Raw genomic sequence first — 18,613 nt, forward strand, 5'->3', positions numbered from 1 at the left:
TCCCATCGTATCTGCTCAACAGCGGCGGCACCGCGCCCATTTCCGCGCGCACGGGACGGCCCGCCCGCCGTGACCGCCCCGGACCGGGCACGCCGGGGCACGACGACACCGGCCGGCCGGGCACGCGCCGCGATCCTGTGCGGGACGCTGCCGTTCGACGCCGGAACGGCACACGACGGCACGGACGGGACGCGGCCCGCGTCGGCCCCGCCCCGCCCGTGCGCGCCGCCGTCAGGAGCTGGCGCGGAAGTCGTACCGGTCGAAGGTCTCCTGGGTACGGGTGAACCGGTAGGTCGCCCAGTGCATCCGGACCACCGCGCCGTGCTCGTCCCGGGTGAGCCGCAGCAGCTCGCCCACCTCGCGCCCGGAGACCGTGCGGTACACGTCCGGCTGGTCGGGCAGCGGCGCGAAGACCGCCGGCGGCTTCCCCGCCGGGTCGTCGGCGCCCCGGGCCCGCAGCGCGCCGTCGTGCCACGAGAAGACGTACTCGAAGCCCTCGCCCCACCAGCGGCCGAGCAGCCCGCGTACGCCCTCGGGGGCGGGCGGGCCCGGCCGCCACGGCGCGACGTCGGCCGGGTCGTGCTCGACGGCGGCGGCCAGCAACCGGTGCGGCAGGTCGAGGACCTCGCCGGCCGTGCCGGAGGAGCCGAGCACGGCGACGCCCATCGCGCCCGGAGTCCCCTCGCCGCCGCGCCGGCCGTAGACGCCGGCCAGGAAGCCGGGCATCGCGCCGTCGTGCCCGACGTGCATGATCCGCTTGCCCTGCGGCACCAGGATCAGCCCCAGCCCGAAGCCGCCGGACCAGAGCGTCTCGTCGGTGACCGTCGCCGGCCAGCGCATCTCGTCGAGCGTGGCCGGGGCGAGCACCGCGCCCGCCGGGTCCAGCGCCGCCGGGTCGGCGAGGAAGGCCGCCCAGCGGGCCATGTCGGTGGCGGTGCTCCAGAGCTGGGCCGCCGGCCCCACCGCGCCGAAGTCCGTGGGCGGCTCCGGGTGCGCCTCGTCGGAGTACGCGTCGACCAGGAAACCGGTCGCGGCGTGCGGACCCGGCGTCACCGAGGTGTCGGCCAGCCCCAGCGGGGTCAGCACCCGCTCGGCGAGCACCTCCGCCCAGGTGCCGCCCCGCAGGTGGCCGACGAGCCGGCCGAGCAGCGCCATGCCGAGGTTGGAGTAGTGGTAGCGGCGGCCCGGCGGCAGCACCCGCTCGGCCCGGGCGAGGTCGGCGACCAACTCGTCGACGTCGGGCGCGCGCAAGCTGTCCCAGACGTCGCCGTACGGCTCCCGTTGCAGGCCGGCGGTGTGCGACAGCAGCCGGCGCACGGTCAGCTCGCCGTGGGCCGGCAGGTCCAGGTGGCGGCCCAGCGGGTCGTCCAGGTCGAGCAGGCCGTCGTCGCGGCACTGGAGCGCCAGCACGGCGGTGAACGTCTTCGTGACCGAGCCGATCCGGAACCGGGTGCCCGGCCCCAGCTCGGTGTCGTTGCCGGTGCCGCCGGCCGTGCACGTCCACAGCGGGCGGTCGGCCCGGTGCAGGGCCGCCGAGACCGCCGGCACCCGGGCCTGCGCCTGGACCGTGCGCACCAGCCGGGCCAGGCGGTCGTCGACCGCCGTCACGCGAGGTCCCGGGCCAGCATCGGGCCCAGCGGCGCCCCGCCGAGCACGTGCGCGTGCACGTGGAAGACCTCCTGGCCGCCGTACGCGCCGGTGTTGAACATCAGCCGGAAGCCGTCGCCGAGCAGCCCCTCGTCCTCGGCCACCGCGGCGGCCGTGGCGAGCACCTCGCCGGCCAGCGCCGGGTCGCCCTGGGCGAGCGTCGCCACGTCGGCGTAGTGCTCCTTCGGGATGACCAGCACGTGCACCGGCGCCTTCGGGCCGATGTCGCGGAAGGCGAGCGTGGTGGCGGTTTCCCGCACGACGGTGGCCGGGATCTCCCCGGCGACGATGCGGCAGAACAGGCAGTCGGTTCCCATCGGGGCAGTGTAAGGAAGGGCCCCCTGCCCACGCCCGCCGTGGACGAGGGGGCCCGTCAGCACGGCGGACGGGGCGGCGCGGCATGATGGCCGGCGTGACTTCACGGGCGGTACTGGTGACGGGGGCCTCGGGCGGCATCGGGCGGGCGGTGGCGACGGCGTTCGCGGCGAGCGGGGACCGGGTGGCGATCCACCACCGCGACTCGGCGGAGGCGGCCGGGCGGCTGCGCGCCGAACTGCCCGGCGAGGGGCACGTGGTGGTCCGCGCCGACCTGACCGACCCGGACGCCGTACGGGCCATGGTGGACGAGGCGGCCGGCCTGCTGGGCGGGCTGGACGTGCTGGTCAACAACGCCGGGGTGTACGGCGACCGGAACGCCCCCCACCCGGTCTTCGGCGCCTCCTACGCGCAGTGGCGCGCGCAGTGGCGGCAGGTGCTGGAGACCAACCTGACCGGCGCGGGCAACGTCATCTGGTGCGCCGCCCAGCACATGCGCGACCGGGGCGGCCGGATCGTCAACGTCTCCTCCCGGGGCGCCTTCCGGGGCGAGCCGGAGCAGCCGGCGTACGGGGCGAGCAAGGCGGGGCTGAACGCGCTGGGGCAGTCGCTGGCGGTGGCCCTGGCCCCGTACGGCATCACCGTCGCCACGGTGGCCCCGGGCTTCGTGGAGACCGAAATGACCACGGAGCACCTGCGCGGGGAGCGGGGCGCCGCCATCCGGGCGCAGAGCCCGTTCAACCGGGTGGCCCGCCCCGAGGAGATCGCCGCCGCCGTGCACTGGCTCGCCTCCCCGCAGTCGGAGTGGGCCTCCGGCACCATCGTCGACCTGAACGGCGCCTCCTACCTGCGCAGCTGAGCGTCACCAGCGGGCGAGGCGGGTGGCGAGCACCGCGAGGGCGGCCACGCCGGCCGTCGAGGTGCGCAGCACCGACGGGCCCAGGCGGACGGCGCGGGCCCCGGCCCCGGTGAAGGTGTCCAGCTCGCTGTCGGCGATCCCGCCCTCCGGCCCGACGACCAGCACGATCTCGCCCGTGGCGGGCAGCTCGGCGGTGGTCAGCCGCTCCTGCGCCTCCTCGTGCAGCACGAACGCCGCGGCGGCCCCGCCGATGCGGCGCGTGACCCGGGCGGTGGACTCGTCCGGCGTCCCCGCCACCACGGGCAGCCAGGCGCGGCGGGCCTGCTTGGCCGCCTCCCGGGCGGTCGCCGCCCACTTCTCCCGCGCCCGTACGCCCCGGTCGCCGCGCCACTGGGTGACCGAGCGGGCCGCCGCCCAGGGCACGATCTCGTCCACCCCGACCTCGGTCATCGCCTGCACGGCCAGCTCGCCCCGGTCGCCCTTGGCGATGCCCTGCACCACCACCAGGCGCGGGACGGAGGCGTCGACGTACCCCCGGGAGGTGATCTCCAGGTCGAGGGTGCCGCGGCCGACGGCGGTGACCACGGCGGCGGCGGTGCCGCCCCGCCCGTCGGCGAGCAGCAGTTCCTCGCCGACGCGGAGCCGCTGCACGGTGGCGGCGTGATGCCCCTCGGGGCCGTCGAGGGTCAGCCGGTCGGCGGTGGGCAGCGACTCGACCAGGAACAGCGGCGCGGACACGACGATCAGGCTAGCCGCCCCGGCGACCGCCGGGGCGGCGAGGGCGGTGGAGCCGACCGGGCCGCCGCGGAGCGCGGCGGCCCGGGGGCGTGGGCGTCAGGCGTGGCCGTTGAAGGCGTCGCGCATCCGGGAGAAGAAGCCACCCTGCTTGGTCAGCTCGGCGACCTCCTCGCCCCGGGTCTTGGCGAAGTCGCGCAGCATCCGCTCCTGGTCGGCGTCGAGCTTCGTCGGGGTGCGCACGTCGAGGTGGACGTAGAGGTCGCCCCGGCCGGTGCCGCGCAGGTGCGGCACGCCTCGGGCGCGCAGCCGCAGCGTGCTGCCCGGCTGGGTGCCGGCCTTGACGTCGACCGTCTCCTCGCTGTCCAGCGTCTTGATGGTCAGCCGGGTGCCGAGGGCGGCGGCGGTCATCGGCACGGTGACCCGGCAGTGCAGGTCGTCGCCCTTGCGGGAGTAGACGTCGTGCGGCCGCTCGTGGATCTCGACGTAGAGGTCGCCGGCGGTGCCGCCGCCCGGGCCGACCTCGCCCTGCTGGGCCAGCCGGATGCGCATGCCGTCCTCGACCCCGGCGGGGATCTTGACGGTCAGCGAACGCCGGGTGCGGACGCGGCCGTCGCCGGCGCACGTCGGGCAGGGGTGCGGGATGGTGGTGCCGTAGCCCTGGCAGACGGTGCACGGGCGGGCGGAGACCACCTGACCGAGGAAGGTGCGCTGCACCGACTGCACCTCGCCACGGCCGCCGCACGCCTCGCAGGTGGCCAGGTGGGTGCCGGCCGCGGTGCCGGCGCCGGAGCAGGTGGTGCAGAGCACGGCGGTGTCGACGGTGATCGGCGCCTCGACGCCGAACGCGGTCTCGTTCAGGTCCAGCTCCAGCCGCAGGATCGCGTCGGCGCCCGGCCGGGTCCGCGGTCGCGGGCCCCGCGACCCGCCGGCCGCGCCACCGAAGAACGCGTCCATGATGTCCTGGAAGCCGACGAACGGGCCGGCGCCGCCGGGACCGCCCGGACCGCCCGCGCCCCCGCCGCCGGGGGCGAGCGGGTCGCCGCCCAGGTCGACGATCTGCCGTTTCCGGTCGTCCGAGAGGACCTCGTACGCGGCGTTGATGTCCTTGAACTTCTCCTGTGCCTCCGGGTCCGGATTGACGTCCGGGTGGAACTGCCGCGCCAGCTTCCGGTAGGCGCGCTTGATCTCGTCGTCGGAGGCTTCCCGGCTCACCCCGAGAATGCCGTAGTAGTCCCTGGCCACTGCGTTCCGTGTCCTCATGTTCGTCTCGCGTTGCGCCGGTCGTCGGCCGGAGCCGGCCGTCGGCCCTGACTGGTCAGTTCTGGGCCAGCAGCTCGCCCACGTAGCGTGCCACGGCCCTCACCGTGGCGATGGTGCCGGGGTAGTCCATCCGGGTCGGCCCGAGCACGCCGAGCCCGCCCACGATCGTCGCGCCCGGCCCGTAGCCGGTGCTGACCACCGAGGCGGCGCGCAGGTTGTCGATCTCGTTCTCGTCGCCGATCAGCACCCGGGTCGTGCTCGGCTCCGCCTCGCCGATGAGCTTGAGCAGCACGACCTCCTCCTCCAGCGCCTCCAGGATGGGGCGCAGCGAGCCCTGGAAGTCGAGCAGGCCGCCGCGGGTGAGGTTGGCCGTACCGGCCAACGCGATCCGCTCCTCGTGCCGCTCGACCAGCGTCTCCAGCAGCACGGTGGAGAGGGTGGTCATGGCCGGCCGCAGGTGCGGCACCGACTCGTCGACCAGCGCCTGCACCAGCGGCGGGGTCTCGGACAGCCGGGTGCCGACCAGCTTCTCGTTGACCAGCCGACGCAGGTCCGTGACGTCGTCGGCGGGGATCGGCCCGGGCAGTTCGACCAGCCGCTGCTCGACCCGGCCGGTGTCGGCGATCATGACCAGCATCAGCCGGGTCGTGGAGATCGGCACCAGCTCCAGGTGGCGGACGGAGGAGCGGGCCAGGCTCGGGTACTGCACCACGGCGACCTGCCGGGTCAGCTGCGCCAGCAGTCGTACGGTGCGGTGCACCACGTCGTCGAGGTCGACCGCGCCGACCAGGAAGCGCTCGATCGCGCGGCGCTCGGCCGGGCTGAGCGGCTTGACCCGGGACAGCCGGTCCACGAAGAGCCGGTAGCCACGGTCGGTGGGCACCCGGCCGGCGCTGGTGTGCGGCTGGCGGATGTAGCCCTCCTCCTCCAGCACGGCCATGTCGTTGCGGACGGTCGCCGGGGAGACCCCGAGCTGGTGCCGCTCGACCAGCGACTTGCTGCCGACGGGCTCCTGCGTGGCGACGTAGTCCTCGACGATCGCGCGCAGCACGGCGAGCTTGCGGTCGTCGAGACCCATCGTTCCCCACCTCCTGTCGCACGTCGGACCCCCCGCGCCCCGAGGGGCGGGCGGGTTGCTGGCACTCGCTACGGACGAGTGCCAGTCTACGTCGGCGCGCCCGCCGACGCGATGATCAACCTGGGACGGCGATCCGACCGGCGCCACACGGCCCGCGGAGGCGGCGGCGCCAGAGCCGATCATCCGGACATCCCGGTCGGAGTCGCTCTGGTGCGACCTTGCCCGCGGCCCCTACCGTGACGTCCATGACTGAACCACCTCGCCCTCCCGGAGCGGGGGACCCCGGCGACCGGCCGGACCCGGCCGCTCCGTCGGGGGTTCCCGGGCCGGCCGGCTCCGACGAACCCACCGCACCACTGTCCGGGGCACCGGGCCCGGGCGGCTATCCCCCGCCCGGCGGCTATCCGCCGCCCACCGGTGACCAACCGCCGTCGGGCGGCTACCCTCCGCCGGGTGGCTACCCGCCGCCCGGGGGCTATCCCCCGCCGGGCGGCTACCCCCCGCCGGGGGCCGGCTATCCGACCGGCGGCGGCTACGGCGCGCCCACCGGCGGCTACGCCAACAACGAGGACAAGAACTGGGCCCTGATCGCCCACTTCGGCGGCGCGGCCGGGGTGATCGTCGGCGGCGGCCTGCTCGGCTGGGTCGCGCCGCTCATCGCGTTGATGGCCCGGGGGCAACAGTCGCCGACCGTCCGGGCGCACGCCGTCGCGGCGCTGAACTTCCAGATCACCTGGGCGATCGTGGGCGTGCTGAGCTGGGTGCTCACCCTGATCACCTGCGGGATCCTGTTCTTCGTCCCGATGCTCGTCTGGCTGGTGCCGCTGATCTTCGGGATCGTCGCCGGGGTCAAGGCCAACGAGGGCCTGCTCTACCGCTACCCGATGGCCTACAGCTTCACCAGGTGAGCCGGGCCGGCCGCTCCCCCGGCCGGGCCCGGCCACGCGCCGCCACACGGCGGGGCCTCCCCGCCCGCGCCACCGCACGGCGGGGCCTCCGCGCCTCAGGGCAGCAGGTCGCGGACGACCGCGTCGGCGAGCAGCCGCCCCCGCAGGGTCAGCACGGCCCGGCCCGCCGCGTGGTCGGGGCCGGCCAGCAGGCCGTCGGCGAGCGCCCGCTCGGCGCCGGCCCGGCCGGCGTCGTCCAAGGCGTCCAGCGGCAGCCCGGAGGCGAGCCGCAGCCGGAGCATGACGTCCTCCATGTGCGCCTCGTCGGCGGTGAGCACCTCCCGGGCCAGGCCGGGCGACTCGCCGCCGGCCAGCCGCTTCGCGTACGTCGTGGGATGCTTCACGTTCCACCAGCGCACGCCGCCGACGTGGCTGTGCGCCCCCGGGCCGAGCCCCCACCAGTCGGCGCCGGTCCAGTAGAGCAGGTTGTGCCGGCACCGGGCCGCGTCGCCGCGGGCCCAGTTCGACACCTCGTACCAGGAGAAACCGGCCGCGTCGAGGGCGGCCTCCGCGGCCAGGTAGCGGTCCGCGGCGACGTCGTCGGAGGGGTACGCCAGCTCGCCGCGCCGCATCCGGGCGGCGAGCCGGGTGCCGTCCTCCACGATCAGGGCGTACGCGCTGACGTGGTCCACCCCGGCGGCGACGACCTGGTCGAGGGAGGCGGCGAAGTCGTCCTCGCTCTCCCCCGGCGTGCCGTAGATGAGGTCGAGGTTGACGTGCGCGAACCCGGCGTCGCGGGCCTCCCGGGCGGCGGCGGTGGCCCGGCCGGCGCTGTGCGTGCGGTCGAGGATCGCCAGCACCCCCGGCGCGGCGGACTGCATGCCCAGCGAGATCCGGGTGTAGCCGGCCGCCCGCAGGGCCCGCAGGGACTCCGGGGTCACCGACTCCGGGTTGGCCTCGGTGGTCACCTCGGCGTCGGGCGCGAGCCCCCAGGTGCGGTCGATGCCGTCGAGGATCCGGGCCAGGTCGTCGGCGGGAAGCAGGGTCGGGGTGCCGCCGCCGACGAAGACCGTGTCGACCCGGGGCGGCGGGGCGTCGCCCAGCACCCGGCCGGCGAGCGCCAGCTCGGCCAGCACGGTGTCGGCGTAGCCCTCCCGGCTCGCCCCACCGCCCAGCTCGGCCGCGGTGTACGTGTTGAAGTCGCAGTAGCCGCAGCGGCTGGCGCAGAACGGGACGTGCACGTACACGCCGAAGCCGCGCGCGCCGACCGCGCGGGTGGCGGCGGCGGGCAGCGAGCCGTCGACGGGAACGGATTCGCCTTCTGGAAGGACGCCGGGCATGGCCACTAGTGTGCCCGGCATGACCTCTCCCGACGTGCTCGTGCGGGCCGCCACGGCCCGTGGGGTGACCACCCTCACCCTGGACAGCCCGCACAACCGCAACGCGCTCTCCACGCCGCTGATGACCCAGCTGCTGGCCGGCCTGTCCGAGGCGGTCGCCGACGACGCCGTACGCGTGGTCGTGCTGGACCACACCGGGCCGGTCTTCTGCTCGGGCGCGGATCTCAAGGAGACCGCCGCCGCGTACGCCAGCGGGAGCGTGCCGGCCGGGATGCTGGGTGACGTGCTCGCGGCGGTCTGGGAGTGCCCGAAGCCGGTGGTGGCGAGGGTGGCCGGCCCGGCGCGGGCCGGCGGGCTGGGCCTGATCGCGGCGGCCGACCTGGCGGTGTGCGCGCAGGAGGCGACGTTCGCCTTCACGGAGGTGCGGATCGGGGTGATCCCGGCGGTGATCTCCGCGACCGTGCTGCCCCGGCTGCACCCCCGCGCGGCGGCCGAGCTCTACCTGACCGGGGACACCTTCGACGGCCGGCGTGCCGCGGAGATCGGCCTGGTCACCGCCGCCGTGCCGGCCGACGGGCTGGACGCCGCCGTCGCCACCTACTGCGACTCGCTGGTCCGGGGCGCGCCGGGCGCGCTGGCCGGGGCGAAGCAACTGCTGCGCCGCCCGCCCGCGACCGATCTGCGGGAGGAGATCGCCGGGCTGTCCACCCTCTCGACCGGGTACTTCCTCTCCGAGGAGGGCCGCGAGGGCGTGCTGGCGTTCCGGGAGAAGCGGCCGGCCCGCTGGGTTCCCGCCGACGACGCCGTCGACCGGTAGGCGGGCGGGACGCCGTCGGCCGGTAGGCGGTGGGGAACGCCGTCGGCCGCGGCCGTTCGGGATAGGTGAGGCCGCGCGGGAAACGGGAACATCCGGGCCCGCCCCCGGGGCCGTTCGGCGCTCGCGGGCGCGCCCCGCCGGGCGGTGCCACGCGCGGCGGGCCGGTGGGAACCGGTCGGACGACCCGGCAGGCACCACGGGGGACGTACGCTTGTCGGACTGTCGAACAGGGGGTGTGGGTGCGAACTCGGGCAGTCGTGGCGGGCGGCGTCGTCCTCGTCCTCGTCGCCGTGGTCGGAATCTGGCTCGTCATCCGGCAGGTGGGTGGGCAGTTGCGCCTGCCGCTGTCCAGCCGGACGTGCACGGTGCAGGCGGACGGCCGGGTGGCCCTGGACGCCGACCAGATGGCCAACGCGGCGACGATCGCGGCGATCGGCATCCAGCGGAAGATGCCCGAGCGGGCCGTCGTGGTGGCGCTGGCCACCGCGTACCAGGAATCCGGCCTGCGCAACCTCGCCGGGGGCGACCGCGACTCCGTGGGGCTGTTCCAGCAGCGCCCGAGCCAGGGCTGGGGCAGCCCGGAGGAGATCCGCGACCCCCGGTACGCGGCGAACCGGTTCTACGCCGCGCTGAAGAAGGTGCGCGGCTGGGAGCGGATGCGGGTCACCGACGCGGCGCAGAAGGTGCAGCGCTCCGCCTTCCCGGAGGCGTACCAGAAGTGGGCGGACGAGTCGGAGGTGCTGACGCGGGCCCTGCTCGGGCACGCCACCGGCGCGGTGGCCTGCACGGTGGGCCGCGACCCGGCGATGCGCGGGGCGGCTGCGGCGACCGCGCTGACCCGCGGGCTGTCGCTGGACTGGGGCCTGGCCGCCGCCACCTCCGCGGCGGACCTGACCGGCCTCACGGTCCCCGCCGCCGACGAGCGCCGGGGCTGGCGCTACGCGCACTGGCTCGTCTCCCACGCGCACGACCACGGGGTGAAGCGGGTGCGCTTCGGCGGCCTGGAGTGGACCGCCCGCGACGGCACCTGGAACCAGGTCGGCGACGATGCGGCCACCGGCGACCGGGTGGTCGCCGAGGTCTTCGCCGAGGCGTAGGGACTCCCATCTCCTTACCGGCAGTCACCGCACAATCCGTCATTCCAGGACAGAAGGCCCGGCGATCCCCCTCAGGGCAACGGATTGTAGCGGCTCAACTCCTCACGGTTCGGGCAACGGTCGCATATCACGCGGGGTAGTACCTCGCACCGGAACCAGCGCGTTACGATCGGCGGCCTGTGCCAGCAATGGTTTTCGCCCGATGGGGAGGGGACGTCGAGGTGTTCGACTACGGCGACCGGACCGGTTACGAACCGATCAGTGACACCGACCGCAAGGAGTTCCACGAGCAGGGCTTCCTCCTGCTGCGCAACGTCCTGACGGAGGACCACCGGGCGGCGCTGGAGGCGGCGGTCGACCGCGTCTACGCCGAGGAGAAGGCCAAGGGCAACACCACCAAGGACGGCACCCTGCACCTGCTGGGCTTCCTGGAGCGGGACGAGCTCTTCGGCGACCTGCTGACCCACCCGATCGCCTTCCCGTACATGTGGGGCCTCGCCGGCTGGAACATCTACACCCACCACAACCACCTGGACGTCACCCCGCCGGCGCTGGAGCCGGAGAAGCCGTACTGGGGCTGGCACCAGGACGGGTACCGGCAGAACTCCGACCCGGAGACGATGGACCCGAACCTCCCCCGGCCGATGTTCTCCCTCAAGGTGGCCTACGTGCTCTCCGACCTGTCGGAGAACGGCCGGGGCGCCACCAAGGTGATCCCGGGCAGCCACCTGTGGAACTCGCTGCCGCGCCCGGAGGACACCTCCGTGCACAACCCGGACCCGGAGGGCACGGTGGAGATCACCGCGAACCCCGGTGACGCCTTCATCTTCGACCGCCGCCAGTGGCACTCCCGGTCGACCAACCTGTCGACCATCACGCGCAAGATGCTCTTCGTCGGCTACACCTACCGGTGGATCCGCCCCCTGGACGAGCTGCACATCGACAAGGACGGCGAGTGGTGGGCCAACCGCACGCCGGTGCAGCGCCAGCTCTGCGGCGAGGGCACCCACACCGCCAACTACTGGGGCATCAACTGGGACGGGTACATCGACGACGAGATCCCGCTGCGCAAGGAGCTCAAGCAGCGCGGCCTGCTCGACCGCAGCATCCCCTGGCTCCGCTGAGCCGGTAACCCGGCTCCCGCCGAGGCGACACCGGACGGGCCCCTCCCCCACGGGACGGGGCCCGTTCCGCGTTCCCACCCCTCCGGCACCCGTCCCGCCGGCGAGGCGGCGGGTCAGCCGCCGAGGCGGCGGGTCAGCGGCGGCGGGCGAGGCGGCGGCGCACCTTCTCCCGGATCGGCTCGGGCAGTTCCGGCGCGTCGAGCAGCCGGGGCAGCAGGTCGGGCTCCAGGTTCAACGCCCGGAACACCTCGCCGATCGTCACCCCGTGCGCGGGCCGGTCGACCACCTCGACCGGGTCACCCGCGCCGACCTCTCCCTCGCGCAGCACCCGCAGGTACGCCCCGGGCTTCGCCCGCACCGTGAACCGCTTGATCAGGTCCGGTACGCCCCAGAAGCCGGCGAAGGTGGTGCACGGCGTCCGGGGCTTGGTCACCTGGAGCAGCGCCGACCCGATCGCCCACTGCTCGCCGATCACCGCTCCGGTCACGTCGACCGCGTACGTGGTCAGGTTCTCGCCGAACCCGCCGGGACGGATGGCGCGGCCCAGCTCGGTCGCCCACCAGCCGGCGTCCTCCTCGGCGTACGCGTAGACCGCCTGGTCCGGGCCGCCGTGGTGGGCGCGCTCGCCGATGAAGTCGCCGGCCACCCCGTCGGCACGCAGCAGCACCGGGCCGTTCACCGGCCGCTTGTCGATGCCGGTGCGCCCGCTCGCGTCGCCCGCCCACTCCGCCTCGGTCACACCGCCGAGATTCACCGCTGCCAGCCTGCCCGTCATGGCGGTCAGCCTAGCCCGCCCCGCGGACGCGCCCGGAGGGGGCAAAACAAGGATCCCTGGTCGACGCTGTGCGTTGACCAGGGACCCTTCCTCACGCGGGCGTCAGCCCTTGACGGCGCCGGCCACCAGGCCCGAGACCATCCGCCGCTGCACCAGCAGGAAGAAGATGATCACCGGCAGGGTGAACAGCGTGGAGGCGGCCATCACGGGGCCCCAGGCGGTGTCGTCGCGGCCGAAGAAGAACGTCATCGCGACCGGCAGGGTGTAGCTCTCCTGGTCGTTGATGAAGGTCAGCGCGAAGATCAGCTCGTTCCAGGCGGTGATGAACGAGAAGATGCTCGTCGCCACCAGGCCGGGGGCCACCAGCGGGAAGAGGACCTTCCGGAAGGTCTGCGCCCGGCTCGCCCCGTCGATGGCGGCGGCCTCCTCCAGCTCCTTCGGCACGGCGGCGACGAAGCCCCGCAGCATCCAGACCGCGAACGGCAGCGAGAAGCCGAGGTAGGTGAGGATCAGGCTGGGCAGGGTGTTGTAGAGCCCGAGCCGCTGGATCATCAGGAACAGCGGGATGACCAGCGCCTCCAGCGGGATCATCTGCACCACCAGCAGCATGATCAGGAACGACGTCCGCAGCTTGAACCGGAACCGGGCCACGGCGGTGGCGGCGAGCAGCGCGACCAGGCCGCTGAGCAGCACAGTGGAGACCGCGACCAGCGCGCTGTTGAGGAAGAAGTCGGCGAAGGTCACGCCCGGGATCAGGTTGCCGGTGAGGATCTGCCGGTAGTGCTCCAGCGTCGGCTCGGACGGCACCGGCCGGGGCGTGGACGAGAAGATCTCCGAACTCGGCTTCAGCGAGGTGGCGATCATCCAGTAGACCGGGAACGCGGCGAAGAGCGCGACCAGCAGCCCCGCGCCGTTGAGGGCGATCCGCTTCACGCCTGCACCGCCTCCACGTCGCGTCACGCGTCCTCCTCCTGCTTGAGCACCATGCGGACGTAGAGGCCGGTCACCACCAGCAGGATCAGGGTGAGGATCACCGCGATCGCCGCGCCGAGGCCGTACTTGGGCGGGGGCGAGAACGCCTCCGCGTACGAGTAGATGGAGAGCATGAACGTCGGCCGGTCCTGCGTGCCGCCGGCCAGCACGAACTGCTGGGTGAAGACCTTGAAGTCCCAGATGGTGGAGAGCACGATCAGGATCCCGAACACCGGCCGCAGCAGCGGGAAGGTGATCTTCCAGAACACCCGCCACGGCCCGGCGCCGTCGACCCGCGCCGCCTCGTGCAGCTCGCTCGGCACGCTCTTCAGCCCGGCCAGCACGCTCACAGCGATGAACGGGAACGAGTGCCAGACCACCACCAGGGTCAGGATCGAGAAGAACAACAGGGGCGAGTTGAACCAGCCGTACCCGGTCCAGTCGCTGCGCCCGAAGAGGCTCTGCGAAAGCCCGTCGGGCAGCGCGTTGAACAGCCAGGTGACCAGGCCACTGGTGTCGTCGAAGATCCACTTCCAGACGATCGTGCCGGTCAGCGCCGGGGTGGCCCAGGCGAGCATCACGCAACTGGCGACGAAGGTGGCCATCCGCTTGCCGAGCCGGTTGAGCAGCAGCCCGACCAGGGTGCCCAGGATCATGGTGAGCACGACATTGGCGGCGGCGAAGAGGACGGTGTTGCGCAGCACCGTCAGGAAGAACGGGTCGCCGAGGATCTCGGTGTAGTTGCCGAGCCCCACCCACGGCCACTCGCGGTCACCGCGCAGCTGGCGGACGTTGTTGAGCTGGTGGAAGGACATCACCACCACCTGGCCGAGCGGCCAGAGCAGCAGCACGCCGATGATCACCAGGCAGGGCAGGAGCAGCAGGTAGGGCAGGCGGTCCACCCGGCGGCGCCGCCGCGCGGGGGTCTCCCGCGCGGCGGCCGCCTCCGGCGCCTCGGTCAGCGTGGTCACTTGGCGTTGAGGATGCTTTCCATCTCCGCGGCCGCGTCGGCGGTAGCCTTCTCGACCGTCTTCTGACCCTTCATGACCGAGCTGTTCATCGCCTGGGTCACCGTCTTGGTGCGGCTGACCTCCACCCACTTCGGGGTGAGCGGCGTGAGCTTGGTGTTCTGCATCGTGGTGGCGAACGCCGCCATGATCTTGTCGCTGGCGTACTTGTCGCCACCGACCAGGTCCTTGTAGACCGGGAAGAAGCCGAGGCTGTCGGCGAAGGCCTGGTCGTTCTTCTTGCTCAGCAGCACGGTCAGGTAGTCCCACGCGAGGCTCTGCCGCTCGCTGTCCTTCCAGATCGCGATGTCGGAGCCGCCGGCGAAGCCGGGCGCGGCCTTGCCGTCCGGGCCGGGGATCGGGAACGTGCCCCAGACCTTCTCGATCTCCGGGTTGTCCTTCTTGATGGCGCCCTGCTGCCAGCTGCCGCCGAAGGCCATCGCCGCGTTGCCGGTGGCGAACTGGGTCCGGGCGTCGATCTCGTTCCAGCCCGCGGCGGCCGTCGGTGCCACCTTGTGCACCGTCACCAGGTCGGTCCAGAACTTGACGGCCTTCTGCGCCTCCGGCGTGGTGTAGCCGGACTTCCAGGTGTCGCCCTGCTGGGTGGCGATCTCGGCGCCCGCGCCCCAGAGGAACGAGTAGAACGGCAGCTCGGAGTTGCCCGGCAGGGCGATGCCGTACTTGCCCGGCTTCTTGGCCTGCACGGCCTTGGCGGCGGCCACCAGCTCGTCCCAGTTCGTCGGCGGCTTCACGCCCGCCTCGGCGAACCAGTCGGTGCGGTAGTACATCGCCCGGACGCCGGCGTACCACGGCACGCCGTACTGCTTGCCGTCGAGCTGGGCGTTCTTCACCAGGTCGGGGAGGATGTCCTTGCCCTCGGCCCAACCGTTCATCTTGTCGGTGACGTCGGCCAGCGCCTCCTGCGCCGCCCAGCCCTGGGTCTCGGTGTTGCCCAGCTCGGTGACGTCCGGCCCCTCACCGCCGGCGAGGGCGGCCTGGAACTTCTTCGGCGCCTCGAGCCAGGGGATGTACTGGACCACCACGTCGGTGTCCGGGTGCTTCTGCCGGAACTCGGCCTCGACGCCGTCGAGGAACTTGGTCTGGGCCTCGCTTCCCTCGCCCATCATCCAGACCGTCAGCTTGCTGTTGTCTGCGGCCTTCTCGTCATCGGAGCCACCGCAGCCGGCCAGCACCATCGCGGCCGAGGCCACGACGGCGGTGACCGGGGCCAGCCGCTTCCACCTGTTCACGCCATATCTCCCTCGCGCCACTTGGCACTAACCTTCTCCGCCGCACCTTAGTAGGAAAAAATCCTTTACGACAGTGGGCGGTTCGGCGGAAGAGAGGCGACGGTACCGCAGGGCAGGATCCTGCGGGGGTCGGCACCGGGGCGAATCCGGTCGTACCCACGCGAACGGGCGCCCGACCTGCCGGTCGGACGCCCGTCGAGTTCAGGCTGTGATTGTTACCGGTGGGTGACGCTGCGGCGACGACCCACGCCGGCGACCAGCGCCACGGCGATGGCGGCCAGCACGACCTGGACCAGCAGCTCCCCCCAGTCGATACCGGCGGTCTCGGTGGCGATGCCCACCGCCCGAGCCAAGACGGTGCCCAGCAGCGCGGCGCCGACACCGATCAGCATGTGCAGCCACATCGGCATGTTCTGGCGGCCCGGCACGAGCAGGCGACCCAGAGCGCCGACGATCAGACCAACGATGAGCGCAGTGATGATGCCCCAAACGGTGAGCTCCACGTCGCCCTCCTTCGGATGAAAGAAATGAGTTCCACGATCTGTGGTGTTCCTGTCGTGACCGATAGGTTCCCTGCCCGCCACAGCCCCAAACCGGCTTTCCGGGACACCGGATGGCCCGCCCGCCCAGACGGGACGCCGACGCGGAAAAAGGCCGGGCGGGCGACGTCAACGCCCCGGAATGCGGAGTCCGGACACCTGCTCACGCAGCCCGCGCCCCCGCCGGTCGGCCCCACCCCAGGCGTACGGGAGGCCGACCGGACCGTCGGCGGACGCGAAACGGGCGCCCGACCCGGTGGTCGGACGCCCGTCGAACGCGGTGCGGGGGTTACCGGTGGGTGACGCTGCGGCGACGACCCACACCCGCGACCAGCGCCACGGCGATGGCGGCCAGCACGACCTGGACCAGCAACTCCCCCCAGTCGATACCGGCGGTCTCGGTGGCGATGCCCATCGCCCGAGCCAGGACGGTGCCCAGCAGCGCGGCGCCGACACCGATCAGCATGTGCAGCCACATCGGCATGTTCTGGCGGCCCGGCACGATCAGGCGACCCAGAGCGCCGACGATCAGACCAACGATGAGCGCAGTGATGATGCCCCAAACGGTGAGCTCCACGTCGCCCTCCTTCTGCGGATAATCAATTCCACGGTCTGTGGTGTTCCTGTCGTGACCGCAATGTGCCCGAAGCGTCGAAAAGCCAAACCGGCTCGTACCCGGACAGGCGGCGTCGGCCGTCAATGGCGCGCCGCGGTGAATACCGCCGCGGAACCGTCCGCGCAGGTGGCGGCCCGTCCCGTCGCGGGCCGGCCCGCCCTCGGGGCGGACCGCGAAACTCTTCGGACGCGAACGGCCGGCGCCCCGGCCCGGGCGGGACCACCGAGGTCCGCTGCCCGGCCGGGGCGCCGGCCGTCGTACGTCGTCATCCGCCGGCGGACCGGCGGCGCGTCACTTCTTGCCGGGGGCCTTGCCGTCCCCGGAGTCGGACGAGAGCGCGGCGATGAAGGCCTCCTGGGGGACCTCCACGCGGCCCACCATCTTCATCCGCTTCTTGCCCTCCTTCTGCTTCTCCAGCAGCTTGCGCTTGCGGCTGATGTCACCGCCGTAGCACTTGGCGAGCACGTCCTTGCGGATCGCGCGGATGGTCTCCCGCGCGATCACGCGGCTGCCGATGGCCGCCTGGATCGGCACCTCGAACTGCTGGCGCGGGATCAGGTTGCGCAGCTTCGCCGCGATGGTGACCCCGTAGTTGTACGCCTTGTCCTTGTGCACGATCGCGCTGAACGCGTCCACCGGCTCGCCGTGCAGCAGGATGTCGACCTTGACCAGGTCGGACGACTGCTCGCCCGAGGGCTCGTAGTCCAGCGAGGCGTAGCCCTTGGTGCGGCTCTTCAACTGGTCGAAGAAGTCGAAGATGATCTCCGCGAGGGGCAGCGTGTAGCGCAGCTCCACCCGGTCGGCGGAGAGGTAGTCCATGCCGAGCAGACTCCCCCGGCGGCCCTGGCAGAGCTCCATCACCGCGCCGACGTAGTCGTTCGGGGTCAGCACGGTGGCGCGCACGACCGGCTCGTACACCTCGGCGATCTTGCCCGTGGGGTACTCGCTCGGGTTCGTCACGACGATCTCCTGGCCGTCCTCCGTGATGGCCCGGTAGACCACGTTCGGCGCGGTCGAGATCAGGTCGAGGTTGTACTCGCGCTCCAGCCGCTCCCGGATGATCTCCAGGTGCAGCAGGCCGAGGAAGCCGCAGCGGAAGCCGAAGCCGAGCGCACCCGACGTCTCCGGCTCGTAGTCGAGCGCGGCGTCGTTGAGCTTGAGCTTGTCGAGCGCCTCGCGCAGGTTGGGGTAGTCGGAGCCGTCGATCGGGTAGAGGCCCGAGTAGACCATCGGCTTCGGGTCCTTGTAGCCGCCCAGGGCCTCGGCGGCCGGCCGGGAGTTGATGGTGACCGTGTCACCCACCCGGGACTGGCGGACGTCCTTCACGCCGGTGATCAGGTAACCCACCTCGCCGACGCCGAGCGCGTCGGCCTTCACCATCTCCGGCGAGATGACGCCGATCTCCAGCAGCTCGTGCACGGCGGCGGTGGACATCATCTTGATCCGGTCACGCGCGCTGATCCGCCCGTCGATGACCCGGACGTAGGTGACCACGCCCCGGTAGACGTCGTAGACCGAGTCGAAAATCATCGCGCGGGCGGGCGCTTCGGCGTCGCCGACCGGGGGCTTGAACTGCCGGACGATCTCGTCGAGCAGGTACGGCACGCCCTCGCCGGTCTTGCCGGAGACCCTGATGCAGTCCGCCGGGTCGCCGCCGATGAGGCGCGCCAGCTCCTCGGCGTACTTCTCCGGCTGGGCGGCCGGCAGGTCGATCTTGTTGAGCACCGGGATGATGTGCAGGTCGTTCTCGAGCGCCAGGTAGAGGTTCGCCAGGGTCTGCGCCTCGATGCCCTGCGCGGCGTCGACCAGCAGGATCGCGCCCTCGCAGGCGGCCAGCGACCGGGACACCTCGTAGGTGAAGTCGACGTGGCCCGGAGTGTCGATCATGTTGAGCACGGCGGTCTCGCCGGCCCGGTCACCCTCCCGGACGGTCCAGGGCATCCGGACGGCCTGGCTCTTGATCGTGATGCCGCGCTCGCGCTCGATGTCCATCCGGTCGAGGTACTGCGCACGCATCTGCCGGGGGTCGACCACGCCGGTGAGCTGCAACATCCGGTCGGCCAGGGTCGACTTCCCGTGGTCGATGTGGGCGATGATGCAGAAGTTCCTGATGCGCGCCGGGTCGGTGGCACCAGGAGCGTTCGCGCCGGAATCGAGCGTCGGTGGCACAGCGGTCCGTTCTGGTCGGCTGACGTGAGCGGGCCGGCACGACGCCGGCCCCCTCTATGCTCCCACGTCCCCGCCGCGCGCCCACTGCGCGGGCGATCCCCGCCGCCGAGGATCACCTGCGGA

At 72.8% G+C, this 18,613-nt stretch carries 18 protein-coding genes; 5 read left to right on the forward strand and 13 right to left on the reverse strand.

Features of this window, described 5'->3' with window-relative positions; all coding sequences use genetic code 11:
* Window positions 1-231 precede the first annotated feature (231 nt).
* Window positions 232-1,608, reverse strand: a complete 1,377-nt coding sequence (locus ABT006_RS26905; RefSeq protein WP_350710798.1) for a serine hydrolase domain-containing protein — start codon at window positions 1,606-1,608, stop codon at window positions 232-234.
* The gene (locus ABT006_RS26910) at window positions 1,605-1,964 is read right to left on the reverse strand and encodes a histidine triad nucleotide-binding protein (RefSeq protein WP_350710800.1); all 360 of its coding nucleotides are present in this window, start codon (window positions 1,962-1,964) and stop codon (window positions 1,605-1,607) included. The genes ABT006_RS26905 and ABT006_RS26910 overlap by 4 nt, the downstream gene beginning before the upstream one ends.
* A 95-nt stretch (window positions 1,965-2,059) precedes the next feature.
* Between ABT006_RS26910 and ABT006_RS26915 the strand changes: the two genes are divergently transcribed.
* A complete protein-coding gene (locus tag ABT006_RS26915) occupies window positions 2,060-2,821 on the forward strand; it encodes an SDR family NAD(P)-dependent oxidoreductase (RefSeq protein ID WP_350710802.1) in 762 nt (253 codons plus the stop codon).
* Window positions 2,822-2,824: 3 nt separating this feature from the next.
* Here ABT006_RS26915 and ABT006_RS26920 read toward each other — a convergent pair whose 3' ends face one another.
* From ABT006_RS26920 to hrcA, 3 genes are all read right to left on the reverse strand, one after another.
* The gene (locus ABT006_RS26920) at window positions 2,825-3,559 is read right to left on the reverse strand and encodes a 16S rRNA (uracil(1498)-N(3))-methyltransferase (RefSeq protein WP_350710803.1); all 735 of its coding nucleotides are present in this window, start codon (window positions 3,557-3,559) and stop codon (window positions 2,825-2,827) included.
* Window positions 3,560-3,655: 96 nt separating this feature from the next.
* Window positions 3,656-4,801: a molecular chaperone DnaJ gene (gene dnaJ / locus ABT006_RS26925; RefSeq protein ID WP_350710901.1), complete on the reverse strand. Its 1,146-nt coding sequence runs from the start codon at window positions 4,799-4,801 to the stop codon at window positions 3,656-3,658.
* 73 nt (window positions 4,802-4,874) lie between these two features.
* Window positions 4,875-5,897 (reverse strand): heat-inducible transcriptional repressor HrcA, encoded by a 1,023-nt coding sequence (gene hrcA / locus ABT006_RS26930; RefSeq protein WP_350710805.1) that lies wholly within the window; start codon window positions 5,895-5,897, stop codon window positions 4,875-4,877.
* Window positions 5,898-6,142: 245 nt separating this feature from the next.
* Between hrcA and ABT006_RS26935 the strand changes: the two genes are divergently transcribed.
* On the forward strand, window positions 6,143-6,805 hold the full coding sequence (locus ABT006_RS26935) for a DUF4870 domain-containing protein (protein WP_350710807.1): 663 nt from the start codon (window positions 6,143-6,145) through the stop codon (window positions 6,803-6,805).
* 95 nt (window positions 6,806-6,900) lie between these two features.
* Here ABT006_RS26935 and hemW read toward each other — a convergent pair whose 3' ends face one another.
* The gene (hemW, locus tag ABT006_RS26940) at window positions 6,901-8,124 is read right to left on the reverse strand and encodes a radical SAM family heme chaperone HemW (protein ID WP_350710903.1); all 1,224 of its coding nucleotides are present in this window, start codon (window positions 8,122-8,124) and stop codon (window positions 6,901-6,903) included.
* Window positions 8,125-8,143: 19 nt separating this feature from the next.
* Between hemW and ABT006_RS26945 the strand changes: the two genes are divergently transcribed.
* The 3 genes from ABT006_RS26945 to ABT006_RS26955 all read left to right on the forward strand — a co-directional run bounded on the left by ABT006_RS26945 (window position 8,144) and on the right by ABT006_RS26955 (window position 11,162).
* Entirely contained in the window at window positions 8,144-8,941 is a 798-nt protein-coding gene (locus ABT006_RS26945) for an enoyl-CoA hydratase family protein (protein ID WP_350710809.1), read from the forward strand.
* Between the two features lie 233 nt (window positions 8,942-9,174).
* Entirely contained in the window at window positions 9,175-10,038 is an 864-nt protein-coding gene (locus tag ABT006_RS26950; protein WP_350710811.1) for a hypothetical protein, read from the forward strand.
* Between the two features lie 188 nt (window positions 10,039-10,226).
* Window positions 10,227-11,162, forward strand: a complete 936-nt coding sequence (locus ABT006_RS26955) for a phytanoyl-CoA dioxygenase family protein (RefSeq protein ID WP_350710905.1) — start codon at window positions 10,227-10,229, stop codon at window positions 11,160-11,162.
* A 133-nt stretch (window positions 11,163-11,295) separates the two neighbouring features.
* Here ABT006_RS26955 and ABT006_RS26960 read toward each other — a convergent pair whose 3' ends face one another.
* The 7 genes from ABT006_RS26960 to lepA all read right to left on the reverse strand — a co-directional run bounded on the left by ABT006_RS26960 (window position 11,296) and on the right by lepA (window position 18,490).
* Window positions 11,296-11,937 carry an MOSC domain-containing protein gene (locus tag ABT006_RS26960; RefSeq protein ID WP_350710813.1) on the reverse strand — a complete coding sequence of 214 codons (642 nt, stop codon included), beginning with the start codon at window positions 11,935-11,937 and terminating at the stop codon, window positions 11,296-11,298.
* 102 nt (window positions 11,938-12,039) lie between these two features.
* On the reverse strand, window positions 12,040-12,870 hold the full coding sequence (locus tag ABT006_RS26965) for a carbohydrate ABC transporter permease (RefSeq protein WP_350710906.1): 831 nt from the start codon (window positions 12,868-12,870) through the stop codon (window positions 12,040-12,042).
* A gap of 23 nt (window positions 12,871-12,893) precedes the next feature.
* On the reverse strand, window positions 12,894-13,880 hold the full coding sequence (locus tag ABT006_RS26970) for a carbohydrate ABC transporter permease (protein WP_350710815.1): 987 nt from the start codon (window positions 13,878-13,880) through the stop codon (window positions 12,894-12,896).
* Window positions 13,877-15,166, reverse strand: coding sequence for a sugar ABC transporter substrate-binding protein (locus ABT006_RS26975; protein WP_350710816.1), 1,290 nt, complete (start codon window positions 15,164-15,166; stop codon window positions 13,877-13,879). The genes ABT006_RS26970 and ABT006_RS26975 overlap by 4 nt, the downstream gene beginning before the upstream one ends.
* A gap of 215 nt (window positions 15,167-15,381) precedes the next feature.
* Complete coding sequence (locus tag ABT006_RS26980) at window positions 15,382-15,669, reverse strand: GlsB/YeaQ/YmgE family stress response membrane protein (RefSeq protein WP_350710818.1); 288 nt, start codon at window positions 15,667-15,669, stop codon at window positions 15,382-15,384.
* A 325-nt stretch (window positions 15,670-15,994) separates the two neighbouring features.
* Window positions 15,995-16,282 (reverse strand): GlsB/YeaQ/YmgE family stress response membrane protein, encoded by a 288-nt coding sequence (locus ABT006_RS26985; protein ID WP_350710820.1) that lies wholly within the window; start codon window positions 16,280-16,282, stop codon window positions 15,995-15,997.
* A 330-nt stretch (window positions 16,283-16,612) separates the two neighbouring features.
* Window positions 16,613-18,490 (reverse strand): translation elongation factor 4, encoded by a 1,878-nt coding sequence (gene lepA, locus ABT006_RS26990; RefSeq protein ID WP_350710822.1) that lies wholly within the window; start codon window positions 18,488-18,490, stop codon window positions 16,613-16,615.
* Between the last annotated feature and the right edge of the window lie 123 nt (window positions 18,491-18,613).

The sequence above is a fragment of the Micromonospora sp. NPDC002717 genome (genome assembly GCF_040295705.1).
GTDB lineage: Bacteria > Actinomycetota > Actinomycetes > Mycobacteriales > Micromonosporaceae > Micromonospora.

What these genes read in the sequence shown, in the direction of transcription:
- ABT006_RS26910 (WP_350710800.1), bottom strand. Translation starts at nt 1,964, where the DNA reads ATGGGAACCGACTGCCTGTTCTGCCGCATCGTCGCCGGGGAGATCCCG.
- hrcA (WP_350710805.1), bottom strand. Translation starts at nt 5,897, where the DNA reads ATGGGTCTCGACGACCGCAAGCTCGCCGTGCTGCGCGCGATCGTCGAG.
- ABT006_RS26935 (WP_350710807.1), top strand. Translation starts at nt 6,143, where the DNA reads ATGACTGAACCACCTCGCCCTCCCGGAGCGGGGGACCCCGGCGACCGG.
- hemW (WP_350710903.1), bottom strand. Translation starts at nt 8,124, where the DNA reads ATGCCCGGCGTCCTTCCAGAAGGCGAATCCGTTCCCGTCGACGGCTCG.
- ABT006_RS26945 (WP_350710809.1), top strand. Translation starts at nt 8,144, where the DNA reads ATGACCTCTCCCGACGTGCTCGTGCGGGCCGCCACGGCCCGTGGGGTG.
- ABT006_RS26955 (WP_350710905.1), top strand. Translation starts at nt 10,227, where the DNA reads ATGGTTTTCGCCCGATGGGGAGGGGACGTCGAGGTGTTCGACTACGGC.
- ABT006_RS26960 (WP_350710813.1), bottom strand. Translation starts at nt 11,937, where the DNA reads ATGACGGGCAGGCTGGCAGCGGTGAATCTCGGCGGTGTGACCGAGGCG.